The 26327-nt window shown below is 62.8% G+C and carries 31 protein-coding genes; 19 read left to right on the forward strand and 12 right to left on the reverse strand.

What is annotated here, in order from left to right:
* Positions 1-234: 234 nt before the first annotated feature.
* From QPK29_RS20990 to QPK29_RS21000, 3 genes are all read left to right on the forward strand, one after another.
* Complete coding sequence (locus QPK29_RS20990) at positions 235-1095, forward strand: N-6 DNA methylase (RefSeq protein ID WP_371770941.1); 861 nt, start codon at positions 235-237, stop codon at positions 1093-1095.
* 80 nt (positions 1096-1175) lie between these two features.
* Positions 1176-2396 (forward strand): adenine nucleotide alpha hydrolase family protein, encoded by a 1221-nt coding sequence (locus QPK29_RS20995; RefSeq protein WP_371770942.1) that lies wholly within the window; start codon positions 1176-1178, stop codon positions 2394-2396.
* Positions 2397-2826: 430 nt separating this feature from the next.
* Positions 2827-3285, forward strand: a complete 459-nt coding sequence (locus tag QPK29_RS21000; RefSeq protein WP_400189818.1) for a hypothetical protein — start codon at positions 2827-2829, stop codon at positions 3283-3285.
* 40 nt (positions 3286-3325) lie between these two features.
* Here QPK29_RS21000 and QPK29_RS21005 read toward each other — a convergent pair whose 3' ends face one another.
* Positions 3326-4540, reverse strand: coding sequence for an AAA family ATPase (locus tag QPK29_RS21005; RefSeq protein ID WP_371770944.1), 1215 nt, complete (start codon positions 4538-4540; stop codon positions 3326-3328).
* Positions 4541-4704: 164 nt separating this feature from the next.
* Here QPK29_RS21005 and QPK29_RS21010 point away from each other — a divergent pair, with 164 nt between their 5' ends.
* From QPK29_RS21010 to QPK29_RS21025, 4 genes are all read left to right on the forward strand, one after another.
* On the forward strand, positions 4705-5541 hold the full coding sequence (locus QPK29_RS21010) for a hypothetical protein (protein WP_400189819.1): 837 nt from the start codon (positions 4705-4707) through the stop codon (positions 5539-5541).
* A 116-nt stretch (positions 5542-5657) separates the two neighbouring features.
* Positions 5658-6140, forward strand: a complete 483-nt coding sequence (locus tag QPK29_RS21015) for a hypothetical protein (protein ID WP_371770946.1) — start codon at positions 5658-5660, stop codon at positions 6138-6140.
* An 18-nt stretch (positions 6141-6158) separates the two neighbouring features.
* Positions 6159-6632 carry a hypothetical protein gene (locus QPK29_RS21020; RefSeq protein ID WP_371770947.1) on the forward strand — a complete coding sequence of 158 codons (474 nt, stop codon included), beginning with the start codon at positions 6159-6161 and terminating at the stop codon, positions 6630-6632.
* Positions 6633-6702: 70 nt separating this feature from the next.
* Positions 6703-7158, forward strand: a complete 456-nt coding sequence (locus tag QPK29_RS21025) for a hypothetical protein (protein ID WP_371770948.1) — start codon at positions 6703-6705, stop codon at positions 7156-7158.
* A gap of 246 nt (positions 7159-7404) precedes the next feature.
* Here QPK29_RS21025 and QPK29_RS21030 read toward each other — a convergent pair whose 3' ends face one another.
* Entirely contained in the window at positions 7405-7566 is a 162-nt protein-coding gene (locus QPK29_RS21030) for a hypothetical protein (RefSeq protein WP_371770949.1), read from the reverse strand.
* A gap of 53 nt (positions 7567-7619) precedes the next feature.
* Between QPK29_RS21030 and QPK29_RS21035 the strand changes: the two genes are divergently transcribed.
* A complete protein-coding gene (locus QPK29_RS21035; RefSeq protein WP_371770950.1) occupies positions 7620-8177 on the forward strand; it encodes a hypothetical protein in 558 nt (185 codons plus the stop codon).
* A 284-nt stretch (positions 8178-8461) separates the two neighbouring features.
* On the opposite strand, the gene QPK29_RS21040 is transcribed toward QPK29_RS21035, so the two are convergent.
* Positions 8462-8845 carry a hypothetical protein gene (locus tag QPK29_RS21040; protein ID WP_371770951.1) on the reverse strand — a complete coding sequence of 128 codons (384 nt, stop codon included), beginning with the start codon at positions 8843-8845 and terminating at the stop codon, positions 8462-8464.
* 93 nt (positions 8846-8938) lie between these two features.
* Complete coding sequence (locus QPK29_RS21045; protein WP_371770952.1) at positions 8939-9871, reverse strand: glycine zipper 2TM domain-containing protein; 933 nt, start codon at positions 9869-9871, stop codon at positions 8939-8941.
* A 174-nt stretch (positions 9872-10045) separates the two neighbouring features.
* On the opposite strand from QPK29_RS21045, the gene QPK29_RS21050 reads away from it, so the two are divergent.
* Positions 10046-10942 carry a recombination-associated protein RdgC gene (locus QPK29_RS21050; protein WP_371770953.1) on the forward strand — a complete coding sequence of 299 codons (897 nt, stop codon included), beginning with the start codon at positions 10046-10048 and terminating at the stop codon, positions 10940-10942.
* A gap of 111 nt (positions 10943-11053) precedes the next feature.
* Here the strand turns inward: QPK29_RS21050 and QPK29_RS21055 are convergent, their stop codons facing one another.
* Positions 11054-11680, reverse strand: coding sequence for a hypothetical protein (locus tag QPK29_RS21055; protein WP_371770954.1), 627 nt, complete (start codon positions 11678-11680; stop codon positions 11054-11056).
* Positions 11677-12207, reverse strand: coding sequence for a hypothetical protein (locus QPK29_RS21060; RefSeq protein ID WP_400189820.1), 531 nt, complete (start codon positions 12205-12207; stop codon positions 11677-11679). Before QPK29_RS21060 ends, QPK29_RS21055 begins: the two co-directional genes overlap by 4 nt.
* Positions 12208-12351: 144 nt before the next feature.
* Here QPK29_RS21060 and QPK29_RS21065 point away from each other — a divergent pair, with 144 nt between their 5' ends.
* Positions 12352-14592 carry a hypothetical protein gene (locus QPK29_RS21065; RefSeq protein ID WP_371770956.1) on the forward strand — a complete coding sequence of 747 codons (2241 nt, stop codon included), beginning with the start codon at positions 12352-12354 and terminating at the stop codon, positions 14590-14592.
* A gap of 39 nt (positions 14593-14631) precedes the next feature.
* Here QPK29_RS21065 and QPK29_RS21070 read toward each other — a convergent pair whose 3' ends face one another.
* The 4 genes from QPK29_RS21070 to QPK29_RS21085 all read right to left on the reverse strand — a co-directional run bounded on the left by QPK29_RS21070 (position 14632) and on the right by QPK29_RS21085 (position 16638).
* On the reverse strand, positions 14632-14955 hold the full coding sequence (locus QPK29_RS21070) for a hypothetical protein (RefSeq protein ID WP_371770957.1): 324 nt from the start codon (positions 14953-14955) through the stop codon (positions 14632-14634).
* Positions 14956-15044: 89 nt separating this feature from the next.
* On the reverse strand, positions 15045-15458 hold the full coding sequence (locus QPK29_RS21075; protein ID WP_371770958.1) for a hypothetical protein: 414 nt from the start codon (positions 15456-15458) through the stop codon (positions 15045-15047).
* Positions 15459-15565: 107 nt separating this feature from the next.
* Positions 15566-16276 (reverse strand): hypothetical protein, encoded by a 711-nt coding sequence (locus QPK29_RS21080; RefSeq protein ID WP_371770959.1) that lies wholly within the window; start codon positions 16274-16276, stop codon positions 15566-15568.
* Positions 16277-16281: 5 nt separating this feature from the next.
* On the reverse strand, positions 16282-16638 hold the full coding sequence (locus tag QPK29_RS21085) for a hypothetical protein (protein ID WP_371770960.1): 357 nt from the start codon (positions 16636-16638) through the stop codon (positions 16282-16284).
* Between the two features lie 308 nt (positions 16639-16946).
* Here QPK29_RS21085 and QPK29_RS21090 point away from each other — a divergent pair, with 308 nt between their 5' ends.
* The 4 genes from QPK29_RS21090 (at position 16947) to QPK29_RS21105 (ending at position 20864) form a co-directional block, all read left to right on the forward strand.
* Positions 16947-18098 carry a tyrosine-type recombinase/integrase gene (locus tag QPK29_RS21090; RefSeq protein WP_371770961.1) on the forward strand — a complete coding sequence of 384 codons (1152 nt, stop codon included), beginning with the start codon at positions 16947-16949 and terminating at the stop codon, positions 18096-18098.
* Between the two features lie 72 nt (positions 18099-18170).
* On the forward strand, positions 18171-19511 hold the full coding sequence (locus QPK29_RS21095; RefSeq protein WP_371770962.1) for a GNAT family N-acetyltransferase: 1341 nt from the start codon (positions 18171-18173) through the stop codon (positions 19509-19511).
* Between the two features lie 12 nt (positions 19512-19523).
* On the forward strand, positions 19524-20315 hold the full coding sequence (locus QPK29_RS21100; protein WP_371770963.1) for a hypothetical protein: 792 nt from the start codon (positions 19524-19526) through the stop codon (positions 20313-20315).
* A 117-nt stretch (positions 20316-20432) separates the two neighbouring features.
* Positions 20433-20864, forward strand: coding sequence for a hypothetical protein (locus tag QPK29_RS21105; RefSeq protein WP_371770964.1), 432 nt, complete (start codon positions 20433-20435; stop codon positions 20862-20864).
* 70 nt (positions 20865-20934) lie between these two features.
* On the opposite strand, the gene QPK29_RS21110 is transcribed toward QPK29_RS21105, so the two are convergent.
* Both QPK29_RS21110 and QPK29_RS21115 read right to left on the reverse strand, forming a co-directional pair.
* On the reverse strand, positions 20935-21666 hold the full coding sequence (locus tag QPK29_RS21110) for a DsbC family protein (RefSeq protein WP_371770965.1): 732 nt from the start codon (positions 21664-21666) through the stop codon (positions 20935-20937).
* 23 nt (positions 21667-21689) lie between these two features.
* Positions 21690-22001 carry a hypothetical protein gene (locus QPK29_RS21115; RefSeq protein WP_371770966.1) on the reverse strand — a complete coding sequence of 104 codons (312 nt, stop codon included), beginning with the start codon at positions 21999-22001 and terminating at the stop codon, positions 21690-21692.
* 146 nt (positions 22002-22147) lie between these two features.
* Here QPK29_RS21115 and QPK29_RS21120 point away from each other — a divergent pair, with 146 nt between their 5' ends.
* The 5 genes from QPK29_RS21120 (at position 22148) to QPK29_RS21140 (ending at position 26082) form a co-directional block, all read left to right on the forward strand.
* A complete protein-coding gene (locus tag QPK29_RS21120) occupies positions 22148-22720 on the forward strand; it encodes a hypothetical protein (protein WP_400189821.1) in 573 nt (190 codons plus the stop codon).
* Positions 22717-23280: a bactofilin family protein gene (locus QPK29_RS21125; protein ID WP_371770968.1), complete on the forward strand. Its 564-nt coding sequence runs from the start codon at positions 22717-22719 to the stop codon at positions 23278-23280. Before QPK29_RS21120 ends, QPK29_RS21125 begins: the two co-directional genes overlap by 4 nt.
* Positions 23273-24595: a hypothetical protein gene (locus QPK29_RS21130; protein ID WP_371770969.1), complete on the forward strand. Its 1323-nt coding sequence runs from the start codon at positions 23273-23275 to the stop codon at positions 24593-24595. Before QPK29_RS21125 ends, QPK29_RS21130 begins: the two co-directional genes overlap by 8 nt.
* A 285-nt stretch (positions 24596-24880) precedes the next feature.
* On the forward strand, positions 24881-25708 hold the full coding sequence (locus QPK29_RS21135) for a hypothetical protein (protein WP_371770971.1): 828 nt from the start codon (positions 24881-24883) through the stop codon (positions 25706-25708).
* Between the two features lie 53 nt (positions 25709-25761).
* Positions 25762-26082: a hypothetical protein gene (locus QPK29_RS21140; RefSeq protein ID WP_371770972.1), complete on the forward strand. Its 321-nt coding sequence runs from the start codon at positions 25762-25764 to the stop codon at positions 26080-26082.
* Positions 26083-26327: the final 245 nt, after the last annotated feature.

A 26327-nucleotide genomic window follows, 5' to 3' on the forward strand; every position in this document is an offset into this window, starting at 1 on the left:
GCCACGAAAACGACAGTACAGCCGGCACGAAAGCTAGCGTCCTCGGAAAAGTCACTGCACGCGGCAGATACAACTGCTGCTGATTGCTGTTGCAACCACGCGGCGGGCGAGCTGGTGTAATCCGGCCATTCAGAACGACGCGAGCAAAAACATGCCTGTCCCGTCCCTCCGCTTCCTTCTCTCGCGCGTCTTCCGTTTTTGCGCCCCAACCATCGCGTTTCAGCGAGGTTTCGCATGAAGCGCGATCTCGAATCGTCACTCGCCCGGTCGGGCCACGCAGCATCTGCTCTCAACGAGCACGACCGTGCAGCGTACCTGTCCAAGCAGGCGACCGCGCACCGCTCAAACATCATCCGCATGATCGACGAGGTCGGCCGGCGCCACGACCGACGGATGGTTTTCCGTGACTTCGTGACCATGAGCGCGGTGGCGCTGAGCAAACTGGACCTGCGCCAGGCCGAGGCGCGCGAAGAGCTCTACATGCAGACCGTGCGCAAATACAGCCGCGACGAGGCCGCGACCATTAAGGCCATGTTCACGGAGCTTGTGGAGGGCATGCACGTGGCGCCGCGGGACATCCTTGGCGAAATCTACATGCAACTCGAACTGGGCAACAGTCGCCTGGGGCAGTTCTTCACCCCGCACCATATCTGCAGCCTGATGGCGGAGATCACGATGTCCGACGAGATCGTAGAGAAGGTCGCAAAGATTGGTTTCGTCACCGTAAATGAGCCGGCATCGGGCTCCGGCGCCACAATCATTGCGATGATGCTGGCCATGCAGGAGCGCGGACTGAATTATCAGCGCCATGTCCACGTGACCGCCATCGACCTCGATTCGACCGCGGCGATGATGGCCTACGTCCAGCTCTCACTCATGCACGTACCTGCCGTCATCGTGCACGGAAATACCCTCAGCCTGGAAGAGTACTCGCACTGGTACACCCCGGCGCACATCATGGACGGCTGGAACGCGCGGCTATCGCACGCACGCGCTGAAGCCGCGGCAGCGGCCATGCTCGCTGGCGCCAACACAGGCACTGGCGAGGTCGACGGCGAGGACGAGGCGGACCGCGAAACGCCGCGTGCCGCCTGAGCGTGCACGGCGTGGTTGCACGGACAAGCCGGCCCGCCGGCGCCTAAGATCGCCCATCTGATTTTGTCCGTGAGCCCAACATGAACGATCGCGTTTTCCCTGTCCAACTTCTGAACCATCACTTCGGCGCCGAAGTTCCGCCGGTGGCCATGACGCCCGAAATTGCCAGCCTGCTAGCGCGCGACTGCGTTGTGGCGATCGGTGTCAGCGGCGGGAAGGACTCGGACGCCTGCGCGATCGCGGTCAACAAGCACCTCAAAGAAATTGGCCACACCGGGCCTCGCCTGCTCGTGCACTCGGACCTCGGCCGCATCGAGTGGACCGAGAGCCTCTCGCAGTGCGAACGCCTGGCGGCACATCTGGGCTGGGAGTTGCTCGTCGTCCGTCGCCAGGCCGGGGACATGATGGATCGCTGGCAGGGCCGCTGGAAGAACAACGTGGCGCGCTATGCCGATCTCTCCTGCGTGAAGCTGATCCTCCCCTGGAGCACGCCCTCCATGAGGTTCTGCACGTCGGAACTGAAGGCCGCGGTAATATCGAGCGCGCTGAAAAAACGCTTCCCCGGCCAGCACATCGTGAACGTCGCGGGCATCCGCCGGGAGGAAAGCGACAACCGCGCGAAAGCGCCGGTGTCGAAGCCAGATCCGCGGCTCGATCGCAAAGGACTGGAGGGCTACACTTGGAACGCGGCCATCGAGTTCAGCATCGACCAGGTGCTGGGTACGATCGCGTCGTCGGGCCTGGCCCTGCATGAAGGGTATGCCAAGTATGGGATGAGCCGGATCTCCTGCGCGTACTGCATCATGAGTTCGGAAGCGGACCTGATAGCCTCGGCCGGGTGCGTGGACAACCACGAGGTCTACATCGAGCTCGTGGAGCTCGAGGCCGAATCCACCTTCGCCTTCCAGGGCAGCCGATGGCTGGCCGACGTCGCGCCGCACCTGCTGCCACAACAACTGCGCGCGGCCATTGTCGACGCCAAGGAAAAGGCCGTGCTGCGGCAGCGGGCAGAAGCGCGTATCCCAAAGGACCTGCTCTATACAAAGGGCTGGCCCACGAAAATGGTTACCGCCTCGGAAGCCCACCTCATTGCCGGCGTTCGCAACGAAATCGCGGACCTGCTTAACCTCAAAATACGATGCACGACCGCCGATGAGGTTGCCCTTCGCTACAGTGAGTTAATTAATGCGAAAGCCGCAAAGGACACAGTCGATGTGCCCCGTTTTGCAGCATATTCAGGCGAAGCATTTTTGGGCGAAAACGATGAGCTGCACATCAATGATCAGTCGAATTGCCGGTGATTTTGTGAAGTCAGCCAGTTTTTCCGACAAAGCGTTGAGCCAAATACTCACAAATTCTCACGATCAGCCGGAAAATTTTCATTCTCAATTCTCTCGCATTCTCACCTTTGTGGCCATGTGGCCGTGCTATTTGTAGCACTACTGATACAGCGAGTATTCATTTTTAGTTAAAACGTTTCAGCTTCTTGATTGTATGAGGCGCGTACTATAAAGTCCCATTTTGCCCAATAGCAACTATATTGCACCGAATAACAACTTTGTTGCCCAATCATAAATAGGAATAGCGATGAGTATCCTCTCGCCACTTAGCGTTCCAATGCAGTCTCCCAAAAAATCGAGCTGTGTGGCCCTAAGTACTCTGCCTTTCGGCGTCATACGGTCCGCCCGCAGTAACGCTGTATTGATGACCGCTCTTGCGACTGTTGATGCGATGGCGAGTTTCGACCTTCTACAAGAAGATTGGACTCTCATCCTTGCCGCTCATCCAGAGTTCGCGGACGAAGTCGAGATGGCTGATCCGCATGTATGTGGTCTTCGCACCTTGGCCGAGATGATTTCCCGCGCGCCGACAGCCGTTCTACGCCAAGTACTGCGCGAAGTCTATGATTGCCGCCAACAGATGGCGCCCATTCTCGGGTTGGAATATCCGCATACCGATGAACTCTCTGAATGCGTCATTGCGTCCGCACGTGCCGAATGGGCATTTATTCTTGCTGCACACGCCACCTATTCCGCTTGGCTGAGTACAATCGACAGGTTGACCTGCTCACGCGATACGCTGGCCGAAGCAATGATGCTCGCCCCAAGTGCAACAATCCGTCACACGCTGCGCGAGACGTTCTGCTTCCGTCAAGTGGCGGCGCTCATCACCAGGCACGACTTCACCTGATACCCGATAGAGCGGCCGCCACACCGGTCGCGGTCAAGTGTCATGGCTGCGGCGTATCCGGCTCATCTTCCTGGTCAGGCTCGGCCAGATCCGGACCAACCGGCGGCCACGTTCCCTGCTGGCGTCTTTTTTCAAACCACTGATACATTCCGGTATCGTCCAGGGCATACTCGCCCTTCGCCGACTTCCAAATGAGCGATGGCGTCTGCGCGCGCAACGACGCGATCGCAGCCTGGGCTTTCTGCGCCGTGATCTTTTCCCCCGTCTTCTCGCGATAGAAGACCAGCGCGTCGGCGTCGTACGGCCTGAAACGGTTTTTCTGTTCGAACATGCGCCACAGGACCGCCTGCTCGATTGGGCGCAGCACCAGATAGGCTGATTCCATGGCGCGCTCGTCGTCGGCGCGCTGCGCTTCGGCCATGAGCAGAACCTCCCTCTCGAATCCTCGTACCGGAGAGTGCAAGGGGTTCAAGACGATGCCCAGCAGGCGTAGCAGCGGCTGCGGCCGGTGGGCCAGGCGCTCGAAGGCGTCCCACAGCACGTCAACGTCGATCGGTGCCATCCGGGGATAGCTGCGCTCGATCAATCCGGCAATGTGCACGATGAAATCTCGGTCGAGCTCGGGCATGCGTGTGATGGCAGATCCGAAGAATGGCGCAGCGTTGCTGTTCACCAGGCGTAGCAGCTTGTCGCGATCCGAACCCGACATGACCAAGAGCAGACGGGTCTCGCTGGGCGTGTTCAGCTGGTCGCGCGCCGACTTCAGGGCAGTCATCGCCGTCTCCCCTTCGTCGCTGGTCAGTGAGTGCTGGGCCTCGTCGATCATCAGCGCCACCGTCCTGCGGGACATATCGCAGAGGGCGCGTATCGCGTCGGCCAAGGTCAAACCGTCGATCGTGCCGATCTTCTTCGTGTCGATCTTCATCCAGCCAGCGATGTTGAGCTCGCTGACGCCGGCGCCCTTTGCCGTCTTCGCCACGATGCCGAGGTGCTTGTGCAGTTCGGCCCCGACCGCGTCCGCGATGAGCGCCCCAGGATTGCGGCTTTTATCGCTCCACAGGTCGACATAGACAACCACGCACCCAGCACGCTCTAGTGCCGGCCGTAGCTCGTTCTGCAGGAACGTCGACTTGCCCGTCCGGCGCGGTGCCGCCAGGAACAACCCATTCGGCGCGTCGCTAAACGGGTTTGCCCCGGTGAGGTCCGCAACCAGGTGATCAGCCAGCGCAGGCCTTGAATAGTAGAACGCATCCATCCTTTATTTGTCTTTATTGGGCACTCAATAAAATTATTATACGCTGAATAATCCCAGATAAAGCGCCGGCGGTTCACGTTCTCCTGGATGTGCGAGGCGTGGTTGCACTGCAAAGCGAGGCGCGCCGCGTTACCGTAGTGCATCACAAAAACCGCCCTCACCCTATGCCTAACACTCATACCAATACCGACCGCCTACCCACTGGCGCCAGCCGCTTTTCCGTCGTGCTCATCGCGAGCGGCTTCCAGGTGACTGCGACGAGCCGCCTTGTCGCCAGCAAATATGCGGCCGAGGACGCTCGCGAATTCTTGCCAAACTGGAACTACACGGTTGATGCCGTGCACCCGGCGGCCGGCGAACAGCCGACCCGCTCGGTCAAGACCGAGCCAATCACCGTACAGGTCAAGGAATCGACGCCCGACGGTGGCCGGGCTCGCCTGTACACCTGCGACGCCTCCATCACGATCACCGTCGACGCGGCCGACGCATTTTCCGCAGGTGAGATCGCGCTGCAGCGCGTGTGCGAACCTTTGCGGCTCGCCGAGCATCTCGCGAGCTATCGTGACAAAGCGTTCTGGGACAAACTTCTGCCTGTCGCCCGCGCACCCTTCGAACAGATGGCTGAGGTGCTGCGCCGCCGCGGGTTCGAGGCAGTCGTTTGCGCCGGCGGCGAGGCGGGGCCGCGAACCCTGGCAATTGAGGTGACGGACGACGGGGAGCGCGTGGGCACATTCACACTGGTCAAGTGCAGCGGCGCAGCGGCAGACGCCGAGGCTGCCCAACGCCCAAGGCTGAGCGCTGGCCTGCATTTCGCTGGCGAGCATGACATCGAGGTCAGCTCCACTCCAGCTGCAGGGCCAGACCTGTGGCACAACGACACCCAGGTCACGACCAGCGATATCGCGTGCCTGGACCTCGACGCGTTCGACGAGCTGTTCGACGTGGTACTGGACCAACGCGAGGAAGCGCGCGCTGCGGCAGCGCCTGCAGCGTACGCGTAGCGCCAGCCTGGTACTGCCGGGTGCGGCGTGGTTGCACTGCCGCCCAGTGCCGTTCCCGATACCATTTCGACACCGAGCACGGCACGACGCCGACCTGAAGCAGAAGGAAGAAACCCATGAACACTATCGAGAGCCAGGCACCACAAGCCAACCCGGCGGCGATCGCCGCTATCCTGAACGACTCGCGTGACGAGCCGCTGCGAAACAAGGCCACGCGCGTGGCCCTCGAAGTACTCGAGCTGGTGCCGGATCTGCCTCGTGCCGGTACCGAGATCATGATGACCTCGCTGGCTCGCTACAACGGCAACAGGTACGTCGCATGCAGCACCTCGTATAGCACCGTGCTCTTTTTCGGGAAGCACGCAATGGTGCTGTCCAATAAGGACGGTGGCCACGTGCCCTGGGTGAGCACGGACAAGATGAACGTCCCGGATATGACGTTTTTCAAATGCCGCGTCCGTATCGACGACGGTTTGTCCGCCCATCTGCTGGCCTACATCGAGACAATGATGCACGCCGAGCGCGTGGCGGCCGACGCCGCGCTGGCGCATCTCGGCGACGAACAAGAAGAAGACGACTGCAGCGTGCCGGCGCCGTGAGCGCGCCGGAAGACACGAATGAACGATCTAACCCAGTTCTACGTCAATCGGCTGTTGAACCAGCTTTCGAGCGCCTGCAGCTCGGCCCAGGCGCTCATTTGCACGGCCACGACCATGCGAGCAGTGAAGTTCGCGGCCGATGTGCAAGTCAACGCGATGATTCGTTCGTTGCCAGATGTCCGGCAAGAACAGTACCGCATGCACGATTGTGCTGAAAAGCGCATGGAAGTTCTGCTGGACGAGCAACTCAAAGCTCTTGAGGGCTGCCCGTCGAGCGATCAGCTGCGTCAGGAGTACAGCAGACTGGTGCGCAACGACTGGGTCTTCCTGCGAGGTGAATTCGGACGTCTCTACGGCCGCGCCGATCGCGAGTACCACAGGCTGCTGCATAAACACGTGCAGCGCGAGAGAGAGGCTGCCTCCACGCCGCCTCCTTTCGCGGTCGACCCAGATGTCGACGACGACCGCGACGACAGCGCACCCACGCCGTAGCCCTCACGGGTTTGCAACCAGGTGTGACCAGGCCTTCTACTATCTCTCCACGCCAATAGCTCGAGCACCCATGAATTCGTACCACTTCAACAACCGCGCCAACGGCATCTTCGCCGATGGCTTTCGCGATCGCGACGGCGCGCCTGTCCGCGACACCTTCGTCGCACAGCTGCGCGCCAAAATGGTCGGCGCCGACGGCCGCAACTGGTCCAAAGCCCAGCATGCGGCGTTGGCGGCCAGCCTTTCCAGTGCCGAGATGAACGCCATCATGTCCGACGTCGACCATCCGCACGTCCAGGTAGAATTCGACATGAGCTACTACGGCGGCAACTATGGCGGCGTCGGCTCGCACGTGTACGTGCCCGAGGCCCTCATCGACCTGATGGATGGCAACGTCCCTGCTGCGTTCTCGAAGTTTGCGCGGAACGACGCAGTGCACATGGTCAGCTACACCCGCGACCAGCGCTTCGACGCTGAGGGCGAGCCACTCGAAGAACTCGAGCTCGCGGCCGAACGCTGCGGGTAAACCAGCTTCCATCCGGCCCTTCTGTCGAGCAGGCTATGTACGCGATCCACCAGCAGACTCCAGCACAACTGACCTCCATGCGCGTCGGAGCCGAAGACACCCTCCCCGTAGCGATTCATTTCGCCCGCAACCCCTCTCCCCGGCAGTAACGCCACTACCGCGCTATCTACCCTGCAGACGGTCGGCCAGCAGCCAACGCTGGCCGCCATAAGCAGCGCGCGCCTCACCTCCCACACCAGATCGAGATCACGCCCGGCCGGTGCCAGCGCGGTGCAGCTGGCCGGCCAGCACCAGGGCGACGCCGCGGGCGCGCGCGGCGCGGCCGCCGCCGTTGGCGCGAATGCGCAGCACCAGCTCGCAGCCCGGCGCCAGTGTGCTGCGGACGGTCGGCCAACAGCGTGCAACCACGTGCACACGCGCTCGATACAGTGTCACAGTCGATCTAAAAATGAGGCCAACCAATGCTGTCTTCCTGCCCCTTCGATCACCAGGCCGCCGCGCGCCGCCGCGCCAGCGAGCCGGAATGGCGCCGTTTTCCCTCGCTTTGGCAAACCCTCCCAGCCAGGAAGGCTGGCCTTCTTGACAGCCTGGCCCAGCTCTCCACCGGCCAGTCGCGCGCTGTGACGACCGCCATCACAACGGTCGCCCTCGAGCAGTTCTTCGCCCAGCGCGCCCCACAAGCCCTTTACCCCTACGTGTGGGTGCGCAATGCCTTGAATCCGGTGCCGGACGCGAATCGCATGCACCGGTGGCTCCACGAAGTTTATGTCAGCTACGACGCCTCCGATCTGCCGGATGATGCGCCGATCCGGTTCGCCAATGGGGCCTTGGAGACGCTCGACACCGACGCGCTGAAGTTCGGGGAGACGAGTCGCTATGGCGCAGGCGCGCAGGATCTCGTTCGCAAGTACTGTGCCTACGTGCACATCGGCCCGGCGCCGCGACGCGTCACCGATCTGGTCGAGACCGAACCCGAACAGGAATTCGAAGCCGAGCCGTCTACCGGCCCAACCCTTTGAAGGACATCCCATGAATCGGGGAGCCATGAACAGGAAATATGATGCGATCGCCCGCACCATCACAAGCGGGGCAAATATCGCCCGCGTTGAAGGCGTGTGTCTGAATGAACGAGGTACGGCGTCGATGCTACTGCACCCCTAGGCGCCTGCGGCGAACTTGTCGCGCCCCTGAAGCTCCCGCTGCTCTACGCCAAGAAAGGGCTGTCTCCCCGCCGGCCCAGCAGTTCTTGACGAAACTCTAGAATGAAAAGGCTCCGCGATTCGTGCGGGGCTATTTTTTTCGTTTAGACCCAGTGCTGGATCACCCGCACGCGGTCTCGCAGCGTCTCTTCCGGCACCAACTCCTCACCCAGGCGCGGGGCCAGCAACATTTGCTCGAGCATGGCGCCGCCCAGCTTCTCCAGGTCCGCGTCGCCGCCGGCAAAACGGTCTGGCCCCATCATTGCAGCGAACTTTTCTTCGGGCCGCAGGCTCTGGGCCAAGGTCATGGCGATCACCAGGCCTTGGGTCAGGTCGACCGCCTTCATGTGGAAACCTGGCTCACCGCGCAGCCGGTCGTCAAGGCGGTGGTCGCCGAGCGACGCCGCCGTTTCGCGGATCATCGCGTCGATGTGGCGCGGCTGGATTCTGATGTCCGCGATCGCTTCGTTGAAAGTAGTGTTTTGCATGGTTATACCTACCTGAAGAAAAATCGGCGGCGTCGCGATAAGCGACGCCGCCCGTTGGTAGCGCCCGCTGGCGCCGTTACCCGGTCGTGCTCATCAGCGGTTGCTGAAGCTCTCGCCGCGCACGGCGTCGGCGTCGTCGTAATTTTCCACGATGCGGGCGCCGCGCGTTACGCGCACGACGTCGCCGTGGCGCATGTCACCAGCCGTTACGCGGGCTTGCGACAGATTATAGGAATGCGCGAAGTAGTGGACATCGTAGCCACGCTCGCCCATGTGCCGCACGGCGTTGACAAAAGTGCCGCGCGCAGTGTTGTAATCGCTCTGCGCCTGGCGCTGCTGCGCATCGGCGGCGCTCAGTTTTTGCTGCACCCCGCGGTTCCCCGCGTCGAGCGCTGCGTCGTCTTCCGCCTGCTCGGATGCGTAAATGGCACGCGCATAGCCATCGCGAGCTCTCAGGAAGGCACCTTCCATCCCGATCAGTTTGCCCATGCGCTCTTCCGACATCTGCGTGGTGCCGCTCTGGAGCGAGAGCTGGCGCTCCGGCAGGCGTGTGTACGACGCATCGGGCAACGCCCCGCGCGAATAGACGGTGACTGCCGCAGCGCTGGGCATGCGGGTGTTGCTCCAACCCGACGAAATGACCGGACCGAAGGAATCGTTGTTGATGGAGCGACCGCGCTGCGGCTGTAGCGATCCCGATTGCACGGCTTCGGCCGCCCAGACGCCGGCAGCTGCGCCAGCGACGGTGGCGGCCTTTTTCCCGTTCCCGCCGCCGATCTGGCTGCCGAGCGCGCCGCCGACCACGCTGCCGACGACGTCGAGCGCGGCGCGTGCGACGTTATTGCCGCTCTGGGCGTGTGCCGGCGCCGGCGCTGCAGTCAGGCCGAGCACCAGGCTGGCGATTGCGGCTGTCGCAGCTGCGGTCATGCGCTTCGAGATCACTTCATGCCGCGCCACCTGGACAGCGGTATCGGACATGGCCGCGGCGAAGGCAGAGGCAAAAGCGCGGGATGGTTGCTTGGACATTACCTGTTCCTCATATGTGGTTTGGACGCCTCGATCCTACTCGCGGGCATCACGCGTGGTTGCAACATCTACCGGCGCCGACAATCCGGGGCGTGGTTGCACCAACAATACCTGCGAGCAACTTCTGTTCTGTATTATAGTCATTCCATCGAAATCATAACGAGGAACCAGACAATGTTTTTCCGAAACGCACAGATCTACCGCCTGCCCGCCGGCTACGACATGACGGCCGAGCGCCTGAGCGAACTCCTGGCGTCCCAAGTCTTTCGCCCGGCGACCAGCGCCGAACTGACAACGTCCGGATGGGTGCCGCCGACCAAGGATGGCAACCTGGTGCGCACCGTGAACAAGCAGCTGCTGATCGCACTACAGACGGAGAAGAAGCTGCTGCCGGGTTCGGTGATCACCCAGGTCGCTAAAGCCAAGGCCGCCGAACTGGAAGAGCAGCAGGGCTTCCCGGTCGGACGCAAGGCGATGAAGGAACTGAAGGAACGAGTGGCCGACGAGCTGTTGCCGCGCGCCTTCAGCATCAATTCCGTCGTGCATACCTGGATCGACCCGGTCAACGGCTGGATGGTGGTCGACGCCGCCAGCCCGGCGAAGGCGGACGACGTGATCAAGCTGCTGCTGAAGGCCGTCGACAAGATGCCTCTGGAATCGCTGCGCGTGCAGCGCTCACCCGTCGCCGTGATGACCGGCTGGCTGGAATCGGACGAGGCGCCGTACAACTTCACGATCGACCAGGATACTGAACTGCGCGCCACGGGCGAAAGCAAGGCAGCCGTCCGCTACGTGAAGCACTCGCTGGACCCGGAAGACGTCCGCCGCCATATCGCCGCCGGCAAGCAGTGCACACGCCTGGCCATGACCTGGAACAGCCGCATTTCCTTCGTGCTGACGGACTCCCTGGCCATCAAGAGCATGAAGGCTCTGGACGTCATCAAGGAAAATGAAGCGGTCACCTACAGCGACGACGAGCGTTTCGACAACGACATGATGCTGATGACCGGCGAGCTGGCGAAGATGATGGCCGACCTGGTCGAGGCGCTGGGCGGCGAAGCTAAGGCGTGATCGGTGCCGATGGGCGGTCAGCCGCCGGCCTCCCATCGGTCATCATGTAGAGCGCCGGACCGGCTTTCCTTGGCCGCCGGCGCTATTGGACATGCTTTCTCCTGGCGCCAGCTACCGGCCGGCGGTCGGGCGCGATCGGCGGGAGGCAAGGTAGGCAGATTGATGGCGCGAGATGTATTCGGGAGTAAGTGGGCTGGGCGCGACCAGGAACCGATTCACGTGGGCCATGAATTCCTCAAGGTTGTAGCAGACTGCCGTGTAGTAGCCCGAGGCACCCATGACCTGCAGCCAATCGTCCTGCTGCTCGGTGGTCGTGTTCTTCCCCACCTTCATCTCGATCGCAAGCCCGGACCAGCCGTTGTACGGCAGCGGCAGCAGGACGTCGAGGACACCAGGCTTCACGCCCATTGCCTTTAACTTGCCAGCGGCTCCGCGCGGCCGCTTGCCGCCATTCGGCACATGGATGACCCATTCAAGGATCGGATGTGCCGGCCGCATGAGCTCGATCCATTCGAAGCAGCTGATCTGCAGCTCGTCTTCGCTGACCTTCATCGGCACGGGGACTCGGCTCGACCTGCCCCCGCCTGCAGACTTTCGCGGTGCTGAAGCGGGCGCCGGGCCGGGCGCGGCCACCGCAGGCGCCACGCTCGCCTGCGCACCAACGCTCGCCGAGACGCCGCGAGTGCGCGCCACCAGCTGCTGAAGATCGTCCTCGCCAAGGCGGAAACCGCGGCTCACGTCGACTCCTTCGTGCCGAAGGCGACACGAACCATGCGCGCGTGGATGCGCGCCTCCCCATCGTCCATCAGCAGGGCTGCGATATGCGCAGGCAGACCTTCTTCACGCACCAGGTACCCGACATTCAGGCCAGGCTTCGCGCCGTCATGAACCCAGGTCATGCCGTCGGCATCCGTGCCCCGGCCGCTCTGGGCGTATGGGAACCAGCCTTGCCCGAAGAAATATGGCGTACTGGGAAGGTTCAAGGGCGTGGAGCTCTTGCGCAACTGCCAGAAGCCTGGGTCGTACAGGTCGTCGCCAATCTGGACAGCCCAATGCATCGGAAACTCCCCGTCGATCTGCCGGTGATCGTGCTTCCACCCGATGTGAACGAGGGATTTGCCGTCGTCCATGTGGGCCGCCAGCTCGACGAGGACGGGACGCACCCGCGTGCCCGGCAAGATCTCGTGCAGGGCGGCGGCGGCGATTCTGGCTGCGCGATGACAGGCGCCGCGCCACCGATTGTTGCCACCGAAGACGGCGGACATGTACAGGTCTAAGGCTTCGTCGAAGCATGCAATGGAGCGACTATCCATATTTTCCCGGTTGATATTTGCGAGAATGTGTTTCGTTTCGTTACTATGGTACAGCACAGGAAAGCACTCTCACAAACTTCAGCAGGAAGCATCATCATGTTCGAACGACCAGATTGGACCCTTTTCCGCAGCCTCGGCACCTTGGGCCAAAAGGCCGGCGTGCCCCTCCGACGCCTCGCCGCGCTCGTGGTCAAAGAGCTCGCCGATAATGCCCTTGACGCTGGCGCTAATGCACGGGTGGAGCGAGACGGCGACTGGATCTACGTCGAAGATGACGGGCCAGGCCTGCCGGCCGATCCAGTGACAATCGCCCGCCTGTTCTCTATCCAGCGCCCGCTCACGTCTTCGAAGATGGTGCGCGTCCCATCCCGTGGCGCCCTGGGGAACGGCCTGCGGGTCGTGTCCGGCGCGGTGCTGGCGTCCAGTGGCGACCTTTTTATCGAGACTGGTGGCCAGCGGTTTGACGTCCGACCACTGGACGATGGTACCAGCCAGGTGAAGCAGACTCCAGCACCCGCGCGGCGCACAGGAACGCGTATCGGCATCCGGCTCGGTGCCGGCGTCCCGGTTGCTGACGACGCGCTGTCCTGGTCCGAAATTGCCATCGCATTCGCAGACCTCGGCAAGACCTACAAGGGCAAGACCTCGCCGTGGTGGTACGACGCCGAGAGCTTCTTCGAAATGTGCAAGGCTGCGGGCGCCCGTCCGCTAGCTGACCTCTGCGAAGTTTTTCGCGACGTCACCCACGCTGCGGCGGCCGGCCTGGTGGGCTCGATGCAATCGGACGACGTGACGCGCGACCAGGCGCAGAAGTTGCTCACCCTGCTGCGCGAGCGATCTGCCGCGCCGAAGCCGGCGGCTTTGGGCAAGATTGGCGAGCTGGCCGATATGTCGTATGCCCACGCCTCGGGCGAAATCAACGTCGGCGCCAGCTTGCCGGCGCGCCTGCCATACAGCATCGACGCCTTCGTCGAAATCAAGGAGGAAGGCGAAGACGACAACGTCATCGTCTTGGTGAATCGCACACCCATCACTGGCGACGTCAATGTGATCCGCCAGAAAGCGCACCAGATCGGCGTCATCGGCTGCGGCCTGCGCCACATCTTCGAAGTTGGCCGCAAGCCGGTGCGGATCGTCATCAACGTGACAACGCCCTACATGCCCATCACCACCGACGGCAAGGAACCTGACCTGCAGCGCTACCTCGGGCCGCTGTCGACCGTGATCGAGAAGGCCGCGAAAAAGGCCAAGCGGAAGGAGAGCGGTTCAGTAGTCCGGGTGTCGCAGAAAGACGTCATCCTCTCCAACATGAAGGACGCGATCGCCAAGGCCAGCGGCAACGCGAAGTTCCGCTACTCGCTTCGCCAGCTGTTCTACGCCGTCCGCCCCTACCTGCTGGAGCAGCTCGGCAAGGAGCCCGACTACAATTATTTCGCACAGATCGTGACCGATATCGAGGCGGAGCTAGGCGCCGACCTGCCTGGCCTGTACCGGGACGCCCGCGGCGTCATCTACCATCCGCACACTGGCCAGGAGATCCCCCTGGGGACGCTGAACGTCGAGAAATACGAGCGGCCCGAATGGACGTTCAACAAGATCCTGTACTCAGAGAAGGAAGGCTTCTTCGGCATCTTGAAAGACACGGGCTGGCCCGAGCGAAACGATTGCGCCCTGTTGACCAGCAAGGGGTTCGCATCGCGCGCGGCGCGCGACGTTCTGGACCTGATCGGGCAGACGCAAGAGGAGATCTACTTCTTTTGCATCCACGACGCCGATGCATCGGGCACGCTGATCTACCAGGCCCTCACGGAGGCGACGCGCGCGCGCGGTGCACGCAAGGTCCACGTAATCAACCTGGGCCTCGATCCCTGGGAAGCCTTGGACATGGACCTGCAGGTCGAGACGTTCCGCGAGATGGGCGGCAAGCGCGATCGCCAGCTGCCGGTCGCCGAATACGTTCCGGAGCGCTGGAAGGAATGGCTCCAGACGCAGCGCGTTGAGCTCAACGCGATGACCTCGCCCGAGTTCGTGCGCTGGCTCGATAAGAAGTTCGAAGAACACGCCGACAAGGTGGTGCCGCCCCAACAGGTGCTGCGGGAAGAACTCGATGGGCAAACCCGGCTCCAGCTGGAGCGCCTGCTGGCGGCCGAGATCTTGGCCGCGGGCGGGTTCGATCAGCGCGTCGAAGCCGCAATGGCCGCCGCTCGCGAAAAGACTAAAGCACTGGACCTCGACCAGATTGTGCGGCACGGGCTGGACAAGACCCCCGAACACCGTTGGGACAGGCCTCTGGGCTCGACGGCTGCCGACATCGCCGCCGGCGTCCTCAACTCTTAAAGCGAAGGCCGTGAGATGCCTTCAGTGCATTTCGTGGCCTTAACCCGCTGGCGCTTCTGCAATGGAAGCGTCGAGTGAATCCAGCTTTTCGTAGAGAGCGTCGATCTCTTCCTGCATATCGCGACATTCTTCCTCGTTCGCGCCCATCTCGTCTGCGAGCAGCTTCGCACGAGCGAGCAGCGCATCACGACCTGGCGGCGCCGGGGTCGCGTCCGCGCGCCGGTACAACTCGTCGATCTCCGCTTGCGTTGCCCGGCTTTCTTCGTCGATGCCGTCCATCTCCCCGGCCAGCAGGGCGATCCTCGCCTGCAGCTCCTCTCGCGTTGGCGCTTGCGCGCCGTCCACTATCAAGGCCTCGGTCATATCAGTCTCCCTGTGGCCGGCAGCCGGCGCATTACGTGGTCGGCGACCGCGGCGCACGTCACATCAGTGTCGCTCAAGCAGCACAATGCTCAGTGCCCAAACCGCTGCAAGAATTCCCCCAGCCCTTCACGGTGCAAGGATTCATCGGCCATCAGCTCTGCATACCCTTCCCCGCAGAACGCTTCGCGGTCCTTGTACAAGTCGACAGCCGGGCACTCGCATTCGGCGCAATGGACGAAACCATAGAACGCGATCAGCGCGGCAGCGATGCCGAGGTTCATCATTTCACGGTCGCCCAAGCACTCTTCAGCTTTGAACTGGCAGTAAATAGCCGCGCGCTTCGGATCCACATCGCCAGTCCGGCGTTCGACAAAGACGTCTTGATTACCGATGTCGTAATGGTGCGTGATACGCACGGCTTTTTCATTCACGTTCGGCGGCAAGGGATTGTCAGCATGTGCGGCCGGGTCCAGAGCAGAGGATTGCAGGTCACTATCGTTCATCTCGTTTGTCCATTCCAAATTTGTACGTCGATCCGTTCTTTCGAGCCGACGGGCGTCACTGGCCGGCCGGGCTCGATTATCCGTGGCGATGCTCGCCGTGGTTGCCCCTACCGAGGGACTTCGGCGCCCTCTTCCTCCCCATCGAATCCAGCTACGACCTGAGAGAAGTAAGAGCCGAGATCTCCTGCACTGCGCTTCGACCACAGCGCCACCTCTTCAATCAGGGCTTCCTGCTCCTGACGGTCGCTGCCTTCCCAGTCCGCCAGCACCAGGCCATGAAATTCCAGCACGTCGACGAGCTGCACGCCGACAATCTCTTTTCGGCCGTCCGCTCGGCTTTCCAACTCGACGACGAAGTCGGCCGGGCCGCCGCCGGCGCCGAGAGTTGCCGGGGCGCGAGCCGACTGCGCGGGCCCTGAAACTACGACAGAGGGGACGTTCGACTCGAGGAGTTCAGCCGCGTAGCGCTTCATGTCCCCGCGCTCGCGCCGCGAAGAAAGCGCGCATTCCAGGACGTGCTGCTCGCGCGCTGCAAGAGGCACCTGCTCCCAGCTCGCTTCATCCAGACCGTGGAATTGCAACACCCTCGTCATCGAGAGCGCAAACGTCCATTCCTCACCGCTGGCCCCGACCAGGCGCACCCGGAAGTCTGGCGCGCGGCCAGGATCGGCGGCCAGGGCCTTGGCGTAAGACGCCCAGTCGTCATGACCGTTCTCGGCCGCCAGCTGCGCCAGAGCCGCCGTATAGGACTTGGCTTGCCCTGCACGCCTCCTCCTCTTCGCCTCCTGCCTGGCGAGATCCACGTCGCGATCGCTCATCGGTCTTACCTCGGCGCCGCGCTGTTCGAATCGTCTGCCTCTGCGAGGTCGTCGACGTAGGAGGTGACGAAATGATTGGCACCGTTGGGGGCCGCCGCTGCAGCAGTCGAGGCCTTCGCAATCCTTCGGAGGGATGCGATATCCATGCGCATGCAGTCGATGCGGCTGTTGATGTCACAGGTGTCGCGAAAGAACGCCTCCTGCACCGGGATCAGAGCTTCAATGTCGGCGCGCTCGGCCGCGTCGATATCCTGCGCACACTCCGCGGTCTCCCATGCGCGTGCGCGCTGGGCAAGCGTGGACTCGAACACGATCAGTGCTGCAGCCGTGTGGCCAAACGTGCGGGCTTTGATTTCGGACATGGGAGGAATCTCCGGCTGTGTTGGTCCGGCGATTATCTGGAAACACCCCAGGCGTGGTTGCAAGATCGACCACGTGGCATCTACGTCACCCGGAACACTCGGGCTGCGCAATTCCTTTGCGTGAGATGCGTTGCAGCTCTACAATGACTGGATGCCTGTCCAGTCCTATCGCGCATGCTTTTCTCGATCGCCGCGCCCACCGCGCGGCTCAGCCTTGCGCGCGCGCGAGGGTACGCTGCGCCGGTAGATCCGCTCGGCTGCAGCGCTCGCGCGGACAGTAGCAACCCAGGCGGAAATAGGAGAAATGCATGCGTGACGGCGACCTGAACCTGTTCGAAGCGACTTCGTCATTCCTGGCGATGTCCCCGACGATCGCTCGCGACGATTTGGCGGCCATCGTGGCGTGGATCGCTTCGAAGCGGAATTCCGAACACACCCAGCGCGCTTTCGGCTTCGAGGCGCGCCGCTGGCTCGCCTGGCTGATGTGGACGAAGGCGGGTCAGCCGTTCACCCGCTGGCTCGACAAGGCCACCTCGTTGGACGCGGCGGCCTACTCGCATTTCTTGGCCGGGCCGAAGGAGATCTCGATGCCGCAAGAGGTGCTGGACCGGGCCGGCCTCGAGCGCCAGCCGTTCAAGCCCGCGCCGCTGGCGTCGGCCAGCGTCGACCGTGCCGTCAGCGCGCTCAAGGCGATGTACGCCGACATGATCGAGATGCACCTGGACGGCGGGTACCGAATCGAGCGCAACCCCTTCAACCGCCTGAAGGTCAGCTCGATCATGAAGAAAGCCTCGCCGCGTAAGAAGGCCCTGTCGGCGCTGGAGCGGGGTTACATCGACGAAGCGCTGGAAGAAGTAAAGCGCGAGGGGCAGGTGCTCGAGTACCACCAGCAAAAATGGACTTGGACCGCCCTACTTTGGGCCGCCCTGCGGCGGCACGAGCTGGCGCAAGCGGTGGCCGGAGACGTCTACCAGGACAACGACGAAGACGGCGAGCTGACCTGGATGCTGGACGTGTGCGGCAAAGGTAACGTCGAGTCCACAATTCCGCTGGCCGACCAGTTCATAGCGGGGATGCGCGAGTACCGGCTCGCCCGTGGCTTATCCGCGCTGCCGGCGGCCAGCTACCAAGGCAAGGACACCACGCCCCTGATCCTTCCCATGCGCGGCCCCATGCGGAACGTGCACCCTGAGACGATCAACAGGACTGTCAAGAAGCTTCTCGACCGCGCGGCCCAGATCGCGATGGCGTCGGACAATCCAGCCGCGGCTGGGCGACTTGAAAGCTTCGCGTCCCACTGCGCGAGGCACACCCAGGTGACCATGATCGTCGACGCAACCGGGGACATCACGCTGGGGCAAGAGATAGCGAGGCACGGCTCCATCACCACGACGCGCCGCTACAAGGCAAAGTCGGTTTCCAGGCTCAAGCAGGCCCTCAAGGACGTAGCCACCAGGTAGATCCCGGCGCCGGGCGCAACCACGTCCGGCGGCCTACGGCAACATGATCGCGTGTCCACGACCGCGATCGCCATGTACCTTGACCAGTTCCAGCCACCACCCCCGATCCTAATCGGCCATTACCTGGGCCTGTCCCTCTACGCCGAGGGACAAGGCTTCGCCTTACCACGCGTTCGCGACATGCTCACCGAGGATCCGGACAGGTACTCGGACTTATGCGGCAGCACCGTAGGCCTCATCATGCCGCTGCTCGACTGGCGCGGCCAGAAGCTGCCGTTCTGCGTCACCGCATGCATCGACGACCAGGTGGTGGCCGCCGCCTGGGCCGGCACCATCACCAGCCGCGAAACAGGCGCCCAGGGCTGCAACATCTCTTTCGGCGTGCGCCCAGCATTCGGCGGAAAAGGCTTGGCCACGATCTTGAGCGCCGTCGCGTACCAGCAGTGCCTGGCCGACGCGCAGCACCTGGAATTCGTCAACGTGCAGACCGAAGCGGGAAACCTCGGTGCGCGCGCGATCGCCACAAGACTTGAGCTTCGCCGCGCCCCAATGTTCGATCGGGAGACGCGCGGCCGCGCGCCACGGCTCTACGTCACTTGCCGCGCCCCGGCCGACGTAGTAACTGCCCGGTGCATCGAGATCGTCACCGACGCCGGCGTCGATGTCCAGCTGCTACTTCCCCGTTTGACAAGCCGCCGGTCGACTGAAGTGCAACCACGCGCCTCGCTCCAGCCTAGTATCGCCGCGTTACTCCCACCGTTCAAAGGATCCAACATGATGACTTCCCCCTTCCCGATCCCGAAGGCACCACCTGCTCCGGCTCTCGTCGCCGCCATGACCGCGCGCACCGATAACGAAGCCTTGCGAAATGCCCTTGCCGGGCCGCACGGCCTCCTCCCAGGCATCGCCCTGATCGAGAATCAGCTGACGACCTCGACGCGAGCTGCCCCGGCAGATGCCCCGTTCCCCCTCGTGGGTGAGGAAGCGCGCATCTACCACGAAGGCGCCATATCCGCATATGTCCACAGCCTCGAAATGGTCTCCAGCGACTGCGTGCGCGAGCTGTTCAATTCCTTGGGACCGGTACCCGGCGACGAGGCGGCGCTGGTCGCCCAGAACCAGCTGATGGCGGAGACGCTGTTCGGCAAGTGCGGTGTCACCAGTGGGGCTGACGTCATCGAAAAATGCCTGCGGGTGGCCACTCGCGCCGGACACGCTGACGCCCCCTTCCCGATGAATGCGGCGCAAGGCGCTGTCTGGCACCAGGCGCAACGCACCGCCTATCAGTACGTGCTGGAGATGCTGTGCACTGACCGCCTGAAGCAGCTGGCGCCGCAGTTCGCTGCCCTGGTCTTCCAACCAGACGCCCCTGACCTGGCGGACGACGACGTGCCGGCCGCGCCAGCGATGTGAGGAGCACAAACCATGCAGAACACCGCTACCCATCAAGAACAGTTCATCGTCAGCGTCGGCACGGCCGGCGCCCAGGAGGTCGATACTTCGACCATGCGCGCGGGGATCGAGCACGGCATCAACATCGCCCGCAACGAGGGTATGCTGACACCGCTCGCAGATGAATCCACCGAAATCGGCGCGATCCGCGTCGCGGCGCCGGTATCGCCCTCGGCGGCTCTCCTGCTCATGTTGGAATCGGTCATAGCTGACACACCCGCAGCTCGGCGCGCCGTCGAGATGGCGGTCGCCTCTATCGTGCGCCAGCATGCGCGCGACCGCGTTGTGATCCTGACCGACGACGAACGGGAGCACCTCATTACCGGCGTGATCGAAACCCGGAAGGCCTGGCAGTCCAGCGGCGAGGATGACTGGATCGGCGATGTCGTCCAACACGGCTATGACGGGTACGCAGCCGAGCCCGACATCGGCCTGATCGAAAACGCCTTCTGCGACCAGCCAGTCTTCCGCCACCTGCCCGACGATGCGTCGCGCCTCGCCGTGCTTCGGATCCTGGCCAAGCCCGCGGTACTCGACGTGATCTGCTCCGACGAGCGCAATCAGCCCGTCCATGATCTCGAAGAATTCGATCAGGAGGTGAACCGCGCGGTTGGGCCAATGACCGCCGCGGGACGCAGATCACGGCCGGAGGATACGCTGGAAGCCCTGCAGTTGCACGGCCTCATCCTCCAGCAGCTGCAGGACCGGCTCGGCAGCCAAGAAGCCGATGAAGAAGGCGACGTAGCGGAAACGCCGCGCGGCTGATGCTGATCTTCGACGAGGGCCGGCCGGCTCGCCCGGCCGCCGCTGCAACCACGCCCTCAGGCACCTCCCGGCTGCCATATAATCGCAATATCAAATCGCCCACAGCCGCACAACATTATGTTCATCGTCCCCGACACCCCGCCCCACATCACCTGCGTCGACTTTGCCGTCGCTCGCGCCGGCGCGACGCGCCCCGAGACCAAGCGCTTTCTTTACGACCCGGAAGAGAGCGTGACCGGCGTTTCGCTAAACGATTCTGGCATGGATTTCAACCAGTACCTGCGCACGCTGGCTGCAGACGAGGCCATCACCTCGGCAAACGTGTCGATTTCGTTCGACCACGGCGTTCGCCCTGTTCTGGCGGTCCCGATCAAAGGTGCCTGCCCTCACCTGGATAACGTCGGAGCGTTGGTTGGCATGGTGGCCAACATGATGCAGGAAAGCGGTGAGTTCCCGAATGCCACACCCGAAAACGACGCGATCTACCACCTGGCGGTGCTGACTGGCCGGACCGTGGAAGCACCGGCATCCCCGGCTCAGCGCCCATAAGCGCATTTCTCAGACCGAAAAAAACGGGCCGGAGGGTTGATCCCCCGGCCCGTTTTGCTTTGTACCGACTTTACTGGGCCTGCTTGGCGAAGTGCTTGAGCAACTGGTCGGCCGGAATGGCGCCTGGCACGCGATCGCCATTCGGGAAGAAGATCGATGGCGTGCCGTGAACCCGGTATTTCGCGGCCATCGCGCCGTTGCGCGTGAGCGGCGTCTCACACTCAGCTGCAGGTGACGGCAACGGCTTACCGTTGAGCATCCAGTCGGTCCATGTCTTCGCCGGATCTTCCGAGCACCAGATCGCTTTCGCCTTGACGGTCGAGTCCTCTCCAAGCATGCCGACCAGGAACACGTAATGCGTCGAGTCGCTCATTTCGTCGAGCGTCTTCGTAAGCCGCTTGCAGTATCCGCAGTTCGGATCTTCGAAGGTGACCAAGACGTGCTTCCCGTTGCCGCGGACGATCTTGATCGCATCCTTCAACGGCAAGTCTGCAAATTTGTAGCCAGCCAGCTCGTTCATCCGCTTTTCCGTGTAGTTCGCGTTGTCCTTGGTGGCGAACACCTGCGCGCCCAGAAGAATGTATTCCCCTTTCGCGTCGGTGTAGAAGATCTGGCTTTCGGTCTGCACTTCATACAGTCCAGCGATCTTCGACGGCCCGATCTTCACGACGTCCAGCTTCGTCACCGTCTTCACCGATTTTTTTACCGCCTCGAGGTCTGGCGAAGCGTGTGCTGCCTTAACCGACAGGACGGATATTGCCACCGCAATGGCTGCGCGGCGGACGAAGGATAGGTTCAGCATGTGGAGATTTTCGAAGTGGGAAATTAATGGAATCGGGCACTCAGCACTTGTTCGCTGACCCCGTCGATGCGTGCGACGTCGACCTGTACAAGTAACAGGCCCTCGTGGTGGGTACGGATGCGCTTGAGGACCGCTGTACTGCAGGGATTCTCGGCCGAGCCCAGAACCTCGACGGCGCCGTCGGAGCCTGTGATTTCGATAGCACCGGCTGACGTGACGAGCGAGCGCTTGATCGGCAACCTACCTTCGCGATGCTCTAAAACAACAAACGGCGTCTCCGCTTGAGCGGTGAATTCGAAGTAGTCGACTGGAGTTTTGTTCGTATTTGTGGACATGAGGCAATAGTTCTGCTGGACAACCTAATGATATATCATTAGACTCTAGTTACGCATCTTGCCCATAATACGCAACAAAGTTCTTTCAGGCAACACCTCGAATGCAACACGACTCCCTTCACAACACGATACGCAGCCTCGACGGCATGAGCGACGCACAGATTGCTGCGCTCACGTTCCCGAAGGAAGGACTGCGGATTTCGACGCCGCTTGTGATCCAGGAGCGTTACGCCGGCGCCACAAAGTTGCCGCCAGGTCCGCCGAATGGGCTCGAAAAGCGAAAGGACGGCAGCTTCGAGATCACCAGGGTCGCAATCGTCCGCGTGCAGCCTGATGAATACCGCCTGTTAGCGGCAGAGATGCTGAAAAAGGCGACTAGGCAGAGCCTCGGCATCGGCCTCGGCAGCGGTCTGGTTGTTGCAGTTGCAGCCTTCGTCGCGATGCTGTGGTGGCAAAAGAACGTGAATTCGCTCGGGCAAATGGCCCCGGCACCCTGCCTTGTCGCGGGTATCGAAAAGACCTCTGTCAGCTGCCGCATGGGCGAGCAAACAGTGCAAGTCGCCATTGGCAAATATTTCCCGGACGGCCGCTATCTGCTCGACGCGGTTGATCCAGTTCACCGCGGGTTCACCGCAACCCGCATTACTGATCGCCGGACCGTCGTATTCCAGGCCGATCCAAAACTCGTCACACCTCAACCAGGAGCTCTTCAAAAATGAACCATTCGGACCTCAGCCTCGGCAGCATGCCGTCTCTCGACACTCCACACGTGCATGCACAGCCTGGCGCTCAGCACGGGCACCAGAACAACGCCGGCACGCCTCCCCCGCGCGTGACGAACTTCAACCCCGGCGGCAACCCGAACGAGTCGAGCTTCGCTGAACACGTCGGCAAGGGCACGACCGCCGAGGTGCTGTGCGACACCCTCGACATCAGCATGGCGATCGGCGTGGAAGATGTCATCGAAGGCAATATTCGCATCGGCGGCAAAAAGAGCCTCGTGATTCGCGGCACGGTCGTGGGAAGCATCGAGTGCGCCGGCCGCATTCTCATCATGCCGGGCGGTCAAGTGCAAGGCCACATTCGCGCGGCCGCCCTGTGGATCGAAGGCGACGTGGGCGTGAGCGGCAAGCCAGCCAACGTCGACGTCGGCGACCTGCACCTGGGCATCAACTCGAAAGTCATTGGCGACTGCACCTACGACACCTTGAGCGTTGCCGTCCCGAACCGTGGCGTCCGCGGCCAGATGATCCCGCGTTCGGAAGCGGATCATGCGTAAGATCCGGCACACGCCATCGCGGCCGCATATGGCGCAGCGCGTCATCGCGCTGGCCTTGCTGGCGTCGTTTTCTGCCTGCTCGCACGGTGGAGAGCCCCGCCACTCCTTCGCCAAGGAAGAACAGCAGCTGTCGGCGCGCGCCGCCGCTTCTGCCCACAGTGCTGCTCTCCAGGGTCCAACGGAACGATCGAAACATGGAGTGATCCGTACTGCGGAAGCGTTACCGGAGCCCGATACCGCTCGCCAGGAAACCGCAGCGGCTCCTACGCAGGACATCGCCACCGCCGACACCCACTCGCCGCGAACCACTTCCCCGCGGCATACCGGCGCTGCGCCCGAAACTGGCCCGGAGCTACCGCACCCCCGACTGGAGGGAACGATGACGCTGGAGCAGGAGCCTGCCCCCGCACAGGTTGCCGTGTCGTCGCCGACGCCTGCCCTGCCGCAGCCAGCTCCCCAGCACCAGGAATCTGCGTATTGGCCCCTGTATATCGGCGCTGGCATCGCGGCCTTGTCGATCCTCGCTCTTGCCCTGCTCCGGCGCCGTGATCGCAAAGCATCGCAGGTAAAGCGTGACGCCGAGCTCGCGCGCGTCGAGGAGCAAGAGCGTACGGCAGCTGCCGCACGTGAAGAGGCTCAGCGACTGGAGCAACAACGTGCCGCTCAGGCCGCTGCCGAGGCTGCTGCAGAGGAAGCCGCCGAGCAAGAGCGCGCGCGAGCGGCCGCAGCCGCCGCACGTGTCCAGGCTCAGATCAAGGCCGACCCACGGATCGAAGCTGCGCATCGCCTGTTCGACCTGCTGCACCGCGCCGAGCGCGACGTCGAGCCCTTCCTGCAGCTGCTCGATGAGGCCGCCCCACATGACACCACCACCAGCGCATCGCGGGAAGTCGTCGCATCGTGGCACGAATCGATGCTCAGCACTCGCAACCGCTTGTCGGAGGCCCTCGCGCGACACAACGCACCTGTCGACATGCCGCTCGTCGAGCCGGCTACGGACCTGCCGGACGCGATGAGCCGGCTGATTGATCATGCGGCGCGGATGAGCGCGCTGATGGTCGCCCAGCAGCAGGAAAACTCCGCCATTCTCCATTGGTCTCGCCAGCTCCCCGGTGCACTGATCCAGCTCTTCTGGCGGGCGCAGACGGCGCGATACACGTCGACCCTTCCGCAACTGCCGAAGGTTCCGGATACCCCGGCTCCTGGCACCGTCGCGCCGGCCGCGCCGGTAGCTGCAGCGCGCCCGGCGCGAGTACAGGACAAGGCCATCCAACAAGCTCTTCGTGGTGGTCAAAGCCATGCCCTCCGTGCTTAGTAAAGCCGATGCCGCGGCCCCTGTGCGAGCCACACAGGTCGCTTGCGCGCAGGCGGACCGGGAACCTATCAGCACGCCCGAGGCGGCCGCACTGATGGGCTTTTCGGAGGCCACCCTGCGCAATTACGTGTGGTTGAACTCGCTCTCCAGCGAGGAACGTGCCATCCGTAAGCTACAGGTGCCGCCGGCCGGTTTGCCGGTACCGACCCGAAAGAGCGGGCGACTGCTCTGGCCAGTGGCGGAAGTGTTGAAGTTCGCCGAACAGAAGTCGAAAAGCACTCCGTAATGACCGAGTTCAATCGCTACTGGGCCGAAGATGCACTTGGGGAGTCGTACGCGCCCCAGGACTACCGGTGGATGAAGTCGTCCCGCCGCGCTGGCATGCTCCTTGGCGGCGTCACCTGCGTGCTCACCACGGGTGCGCTGCTGGGCGCAGCGGTCTATCACCTGGTCGACCCTGCTCCCCGCGTTTCCATATCGTCCTACGAAATAGAATTGGCCTCGACGCAACCGCCCGCGCCAGCGCCGTCACCGCCCAAGGCCACCCCAGAATCGAATAAGGAACTTGGCCGCCGGGTACCAGCCGATCCGCCCCAGCTCGCGTCTACCGCAACAGGGAAGCCGGACTTATCACGTGGTGCGGCGGCAGCGCCGGCGATAGTCGCCGCCAAGGTTGATCACACGACAAAAGCACCAGCTGCTGGCGCCGGTATCGTGCCAGCCGCGCCCCAGGCGAAAGCCCCGCTCACGGCGACAACACCAGCGCCAGGCCCAGTAGCTGGCTCGGCACCAGCCGTCGCCGATCGCAATGCGCTGGCTCCTAGCGTGCCGGACAAGCGCCAGCCGGCCAAGCCGCCCGATGCCTCGCCCTCTGCAAAGCCCGAGGCCGATACCAGGATCGGATTGAGCAAGGCAGCCGAAAGCAAGCCAACCGACATCGCAAGCGGCGAGAAGCTCGGAATCCGAGAGGTCCTGCCTGACGGGATCATCATGCAGAACGGGCGCCGGATCAAGAATGGATCATCACTGCCCAACGGCGAGATCCTGATGGGCACCGACGCCACAAAGGGTATGGTCGAGACGGATCGGCGCGTCCTGGTACTGACTCCCTAACTGCTGGCGTTGCTCGCCGGGCACGGCGCCAAACGTACGCGATTACTGGACCCGTGACCGCCTCGATCGGCGTGACCGTCAGCGACACTTCGTACTCGCCCGCATCATTTCTGACAGTGCGGGCCAAGCTTACTGCAGTCGATCCCGGCCGGTCCGTGCGCACCTTTGTATTGAAAATCGGCTCCGGGTCCGACGCCAGCAGCAACTCGGCCATGCGCGCCACCGGCAGCACAGGGGACAGCGTGGCCATGCTTGCCAGCCCGTCGACTGGCGACATGGTCGTGGCGCTCTTGGAAGCCTTCGCGGCCGCGATCGCCCAGCCGCTGGCGCCACCGATCAGGATGCCGCCAATGAGCGCCGCCACTACGCGATAAACCTGGCTGATGTGCTTAATCGCGATCTCCACCCGACGTACTCGGCGGTCTTCTCGACCAGAGCCTGCGCTTCGGCCACACTCATATCCTTGAAAGAAGCGCAGTGAAAGACCTGCAGTTCGTCGTAGCGCTCTTTGTCCGGCTCCTACCCAAGATCTCGGCCCGGCACCGATCCAGATCGCAAACGCTGAAGAACGAGCCCAGGGCCCTCTGCAGCCGCCGCTCGAAAACCATCCTGCTCCACC

The sequence above is a fragment of the Massilia orientalis genome, assembly GCF_030411975.2.
Taxonomy (GTDB): Bacteria; Pseudomonadota; Gammaproteobacteria; order Burkholderiales; family Burkholderiaceae_D; genus Telluria; species Telluria orientalis.

Excerpts from the sequence above, each read along its gene's own strand:
- QPK29_RS21040 (WP_371770951.1), bottom strand. The coding sequence starts at position 8,845 with ATGCAAAACACTACTTTCAACGAAGCGATCGCGGACATCAGAATCCAG.
- QPK29_RS21070 (WP_371770957.1), bottom strand. The coding sequence starts at position 14,955 with ATGACCGAGGCCTTGATAGTGGACGGCGCGCAAGCGCCAACGCGAGAG.
- QPK29_RS21105 (WP_371770964.1), top strand. The coding sequence starts at position 20,433 with ATGTTCATCGTCCCCGACACCCCGCCCCACATCACCTGCGTCGACTTT.
- QPK29_RS21100 (WP_371770963.1), top strand. The coding sequence starts at position 19,524 with ATGCAGAACACCGCTACCCATCAAGAACAGTTCATCGTCAGCGTCGGC.
- QPK29_RS20995 (WP_371770942.1), top strand. The coding sequence starts at position 1,176 with ATGAACGATCGCGTTTTCCCTGTCCAACTTCTGAACCATCACTTCGGC.
- QPK29_RS21080 (WP_371770959.1), bottom strand. The coding sequence starts at position 16,276 with ATGAGCGATCGCGACGTGGATCTCGCCAGGCAGGAGGCGAAGAGGAGG.
- QPK29_RS21120 (WP_400189821.1), top strand. The coding sequence starts at position 22,148 with ATGAGCGACGCACAGATTGCTGCGCTCACGTTCCCGAAGGAAGGACTG.
- QPK29_RS20990 (WP_371770941.1), top strand. The coding sequence starts at position 235 with ATGAAGCGCGATCTCGAATCGTCACTCGCCCGGTCGGGCCACGCAGCA.
- QPK29_RS21130 (WP_371770969.1), top strand. The coding sequence starts at position 23,273 with ATGCGTAAGATCCGGCACACGCCATCGCGGCCGCATATGGCGCAGCGC.
- QPK29_RS21060 (WP_400189820.1), bottom strand. The coding sequence starts at position 12,207 with ATGTCCGCCGTCTTCGGTGGCAACAATCGGTGGCGCGGCGCCTGTCAT.
- QPK29_RS21015 (WP_371770946.1), top strand. The coding sequence starts at position 5,658 with ATGAACACTATCGAGAGCCAGGCACCACAAGCCAACCCGGCGGCGATC.
- QPK29_RS21025 (WP_371770948.1), top strand. The coding sequence starts at position 6,703 with ATGAATTCGTACCACTTCAACAACCGCGCCAACGGCATCTTCGCCGAT.
- QPK29_RS21090 (WP_371770961.1), top strand. The coding sequence starts at position 16,947 with ATGCGTGACGGCGACCTGAACCTGTTCGAAGCGACTTCGTCATTCCTG.
- QPK29_RS21045 (WP_371770952.1), bottom strand. The coding sequence starts at position 9,871 with ATGTCCAAGCAACCATCCCGCGCTTTTGCCTCTGCCTTCGCCGCGGCC.
- QPK29_RS21000 (WP_400189818.1), top strand. The coding sequence starts at position 2,827 with ATGGCGAGTTTCGACCTTCTACAAGAAGATTGGACTCTCATCCTTGCC.
- QPK29_RS21125 (WP_371770968.1), top strand. The coding sequence starts at position 22,717 with ATGAACCATTCGGACCTCAGCCTCGGCAGCATGCCGTCTCTCGACACT.
- QPK29_RS21035 (WP_371770950.1), top strand. The coding sequence starts at position 7,620 with ATGCTGTCTTCCTGCCCCTTCGATCACCAGGCCGCCGCGCGCCGCCGC.
- QPK29_RS21135 (WP_371770971.1), top strand. The coding sequence starts at position 24,881 with ATGACCGAGTTCAATCGCTACTGGGCCGAAGATGCACTTGGGGAGTCG.
- QPK29_RS21095 (WP_371770962.1), top strand. The coding sequence starts at position 18,171 with ATGTACCTTGACCAGTTCCAGCCACCACCCCCGATCCTAATCGGCCAT.
- QPK29_RS21005 (WP_371770944.1), bottom strand. The coding sequence starts at position 4,540 with ATGGATGCGTTCTACTATTCAAGGCCTGCGCTGGCTGATCACCTGGTT.
- QPK29_RS21010 (WP_400189819.1), top strand. The coding sequence starts at position 4,705 with ATGCCTAACACTCATACCAATACCGACCGCCTACCCACTGGCGCCAGC.
- QPK29_RS21050 (WP_371770953.1), top strand. The coding sequence starts at position 10,046 with ATGTTTTTCCGAAACGCACAGATCTACCGCCTGCCCGCCGGCTACGAC.
- QPK29_RS21065 (WP_371770956.1), top strand. The coding sequence starts at position 12,352 with ATGTTCGAACGACCAGATTGGACCCTTTTCCGCAGCCTCGGCACCTTG.
- QPK29_RS21020 (WP_371770947.1), top strand. The coding sequence starts at position 6,159 with ATGAACGATCTAACCCAGTTCTACGTCAATCGGCTGTTGAACCAGCTT.
- QPK29_RS21075 (WP_371770958.1), bottom strand. The coding sequence starts at position 15,458 with ATGAACGATAGTGACCTGCAATCCTCTGCTCTGGACCCGGCCGCACAT.
- QPK29_RS21085 (WP_371770960.1), bottom strand. The coding sequence starts at position 16,638 with ATGTCCGAAATCAAAGCCCGCACGTTTGGCCACACGGCTGCAGCACTG.
- QPK29_RS21110 (WP_371770965.1), bottom strand. The coding sequence starts at position 21,666 with ATGCTGAACCTATCCTTCGTCCGCCGCGCAGCCATTGCGGTGGCAATA.
- QPK29_RS21115 (WP_371770966.1), bottom strand. The coding sequence starts at position 22,001 with ATGTCCACAAATACGAACAAAACTCCAGTCGACTACTTCGAATTCACC.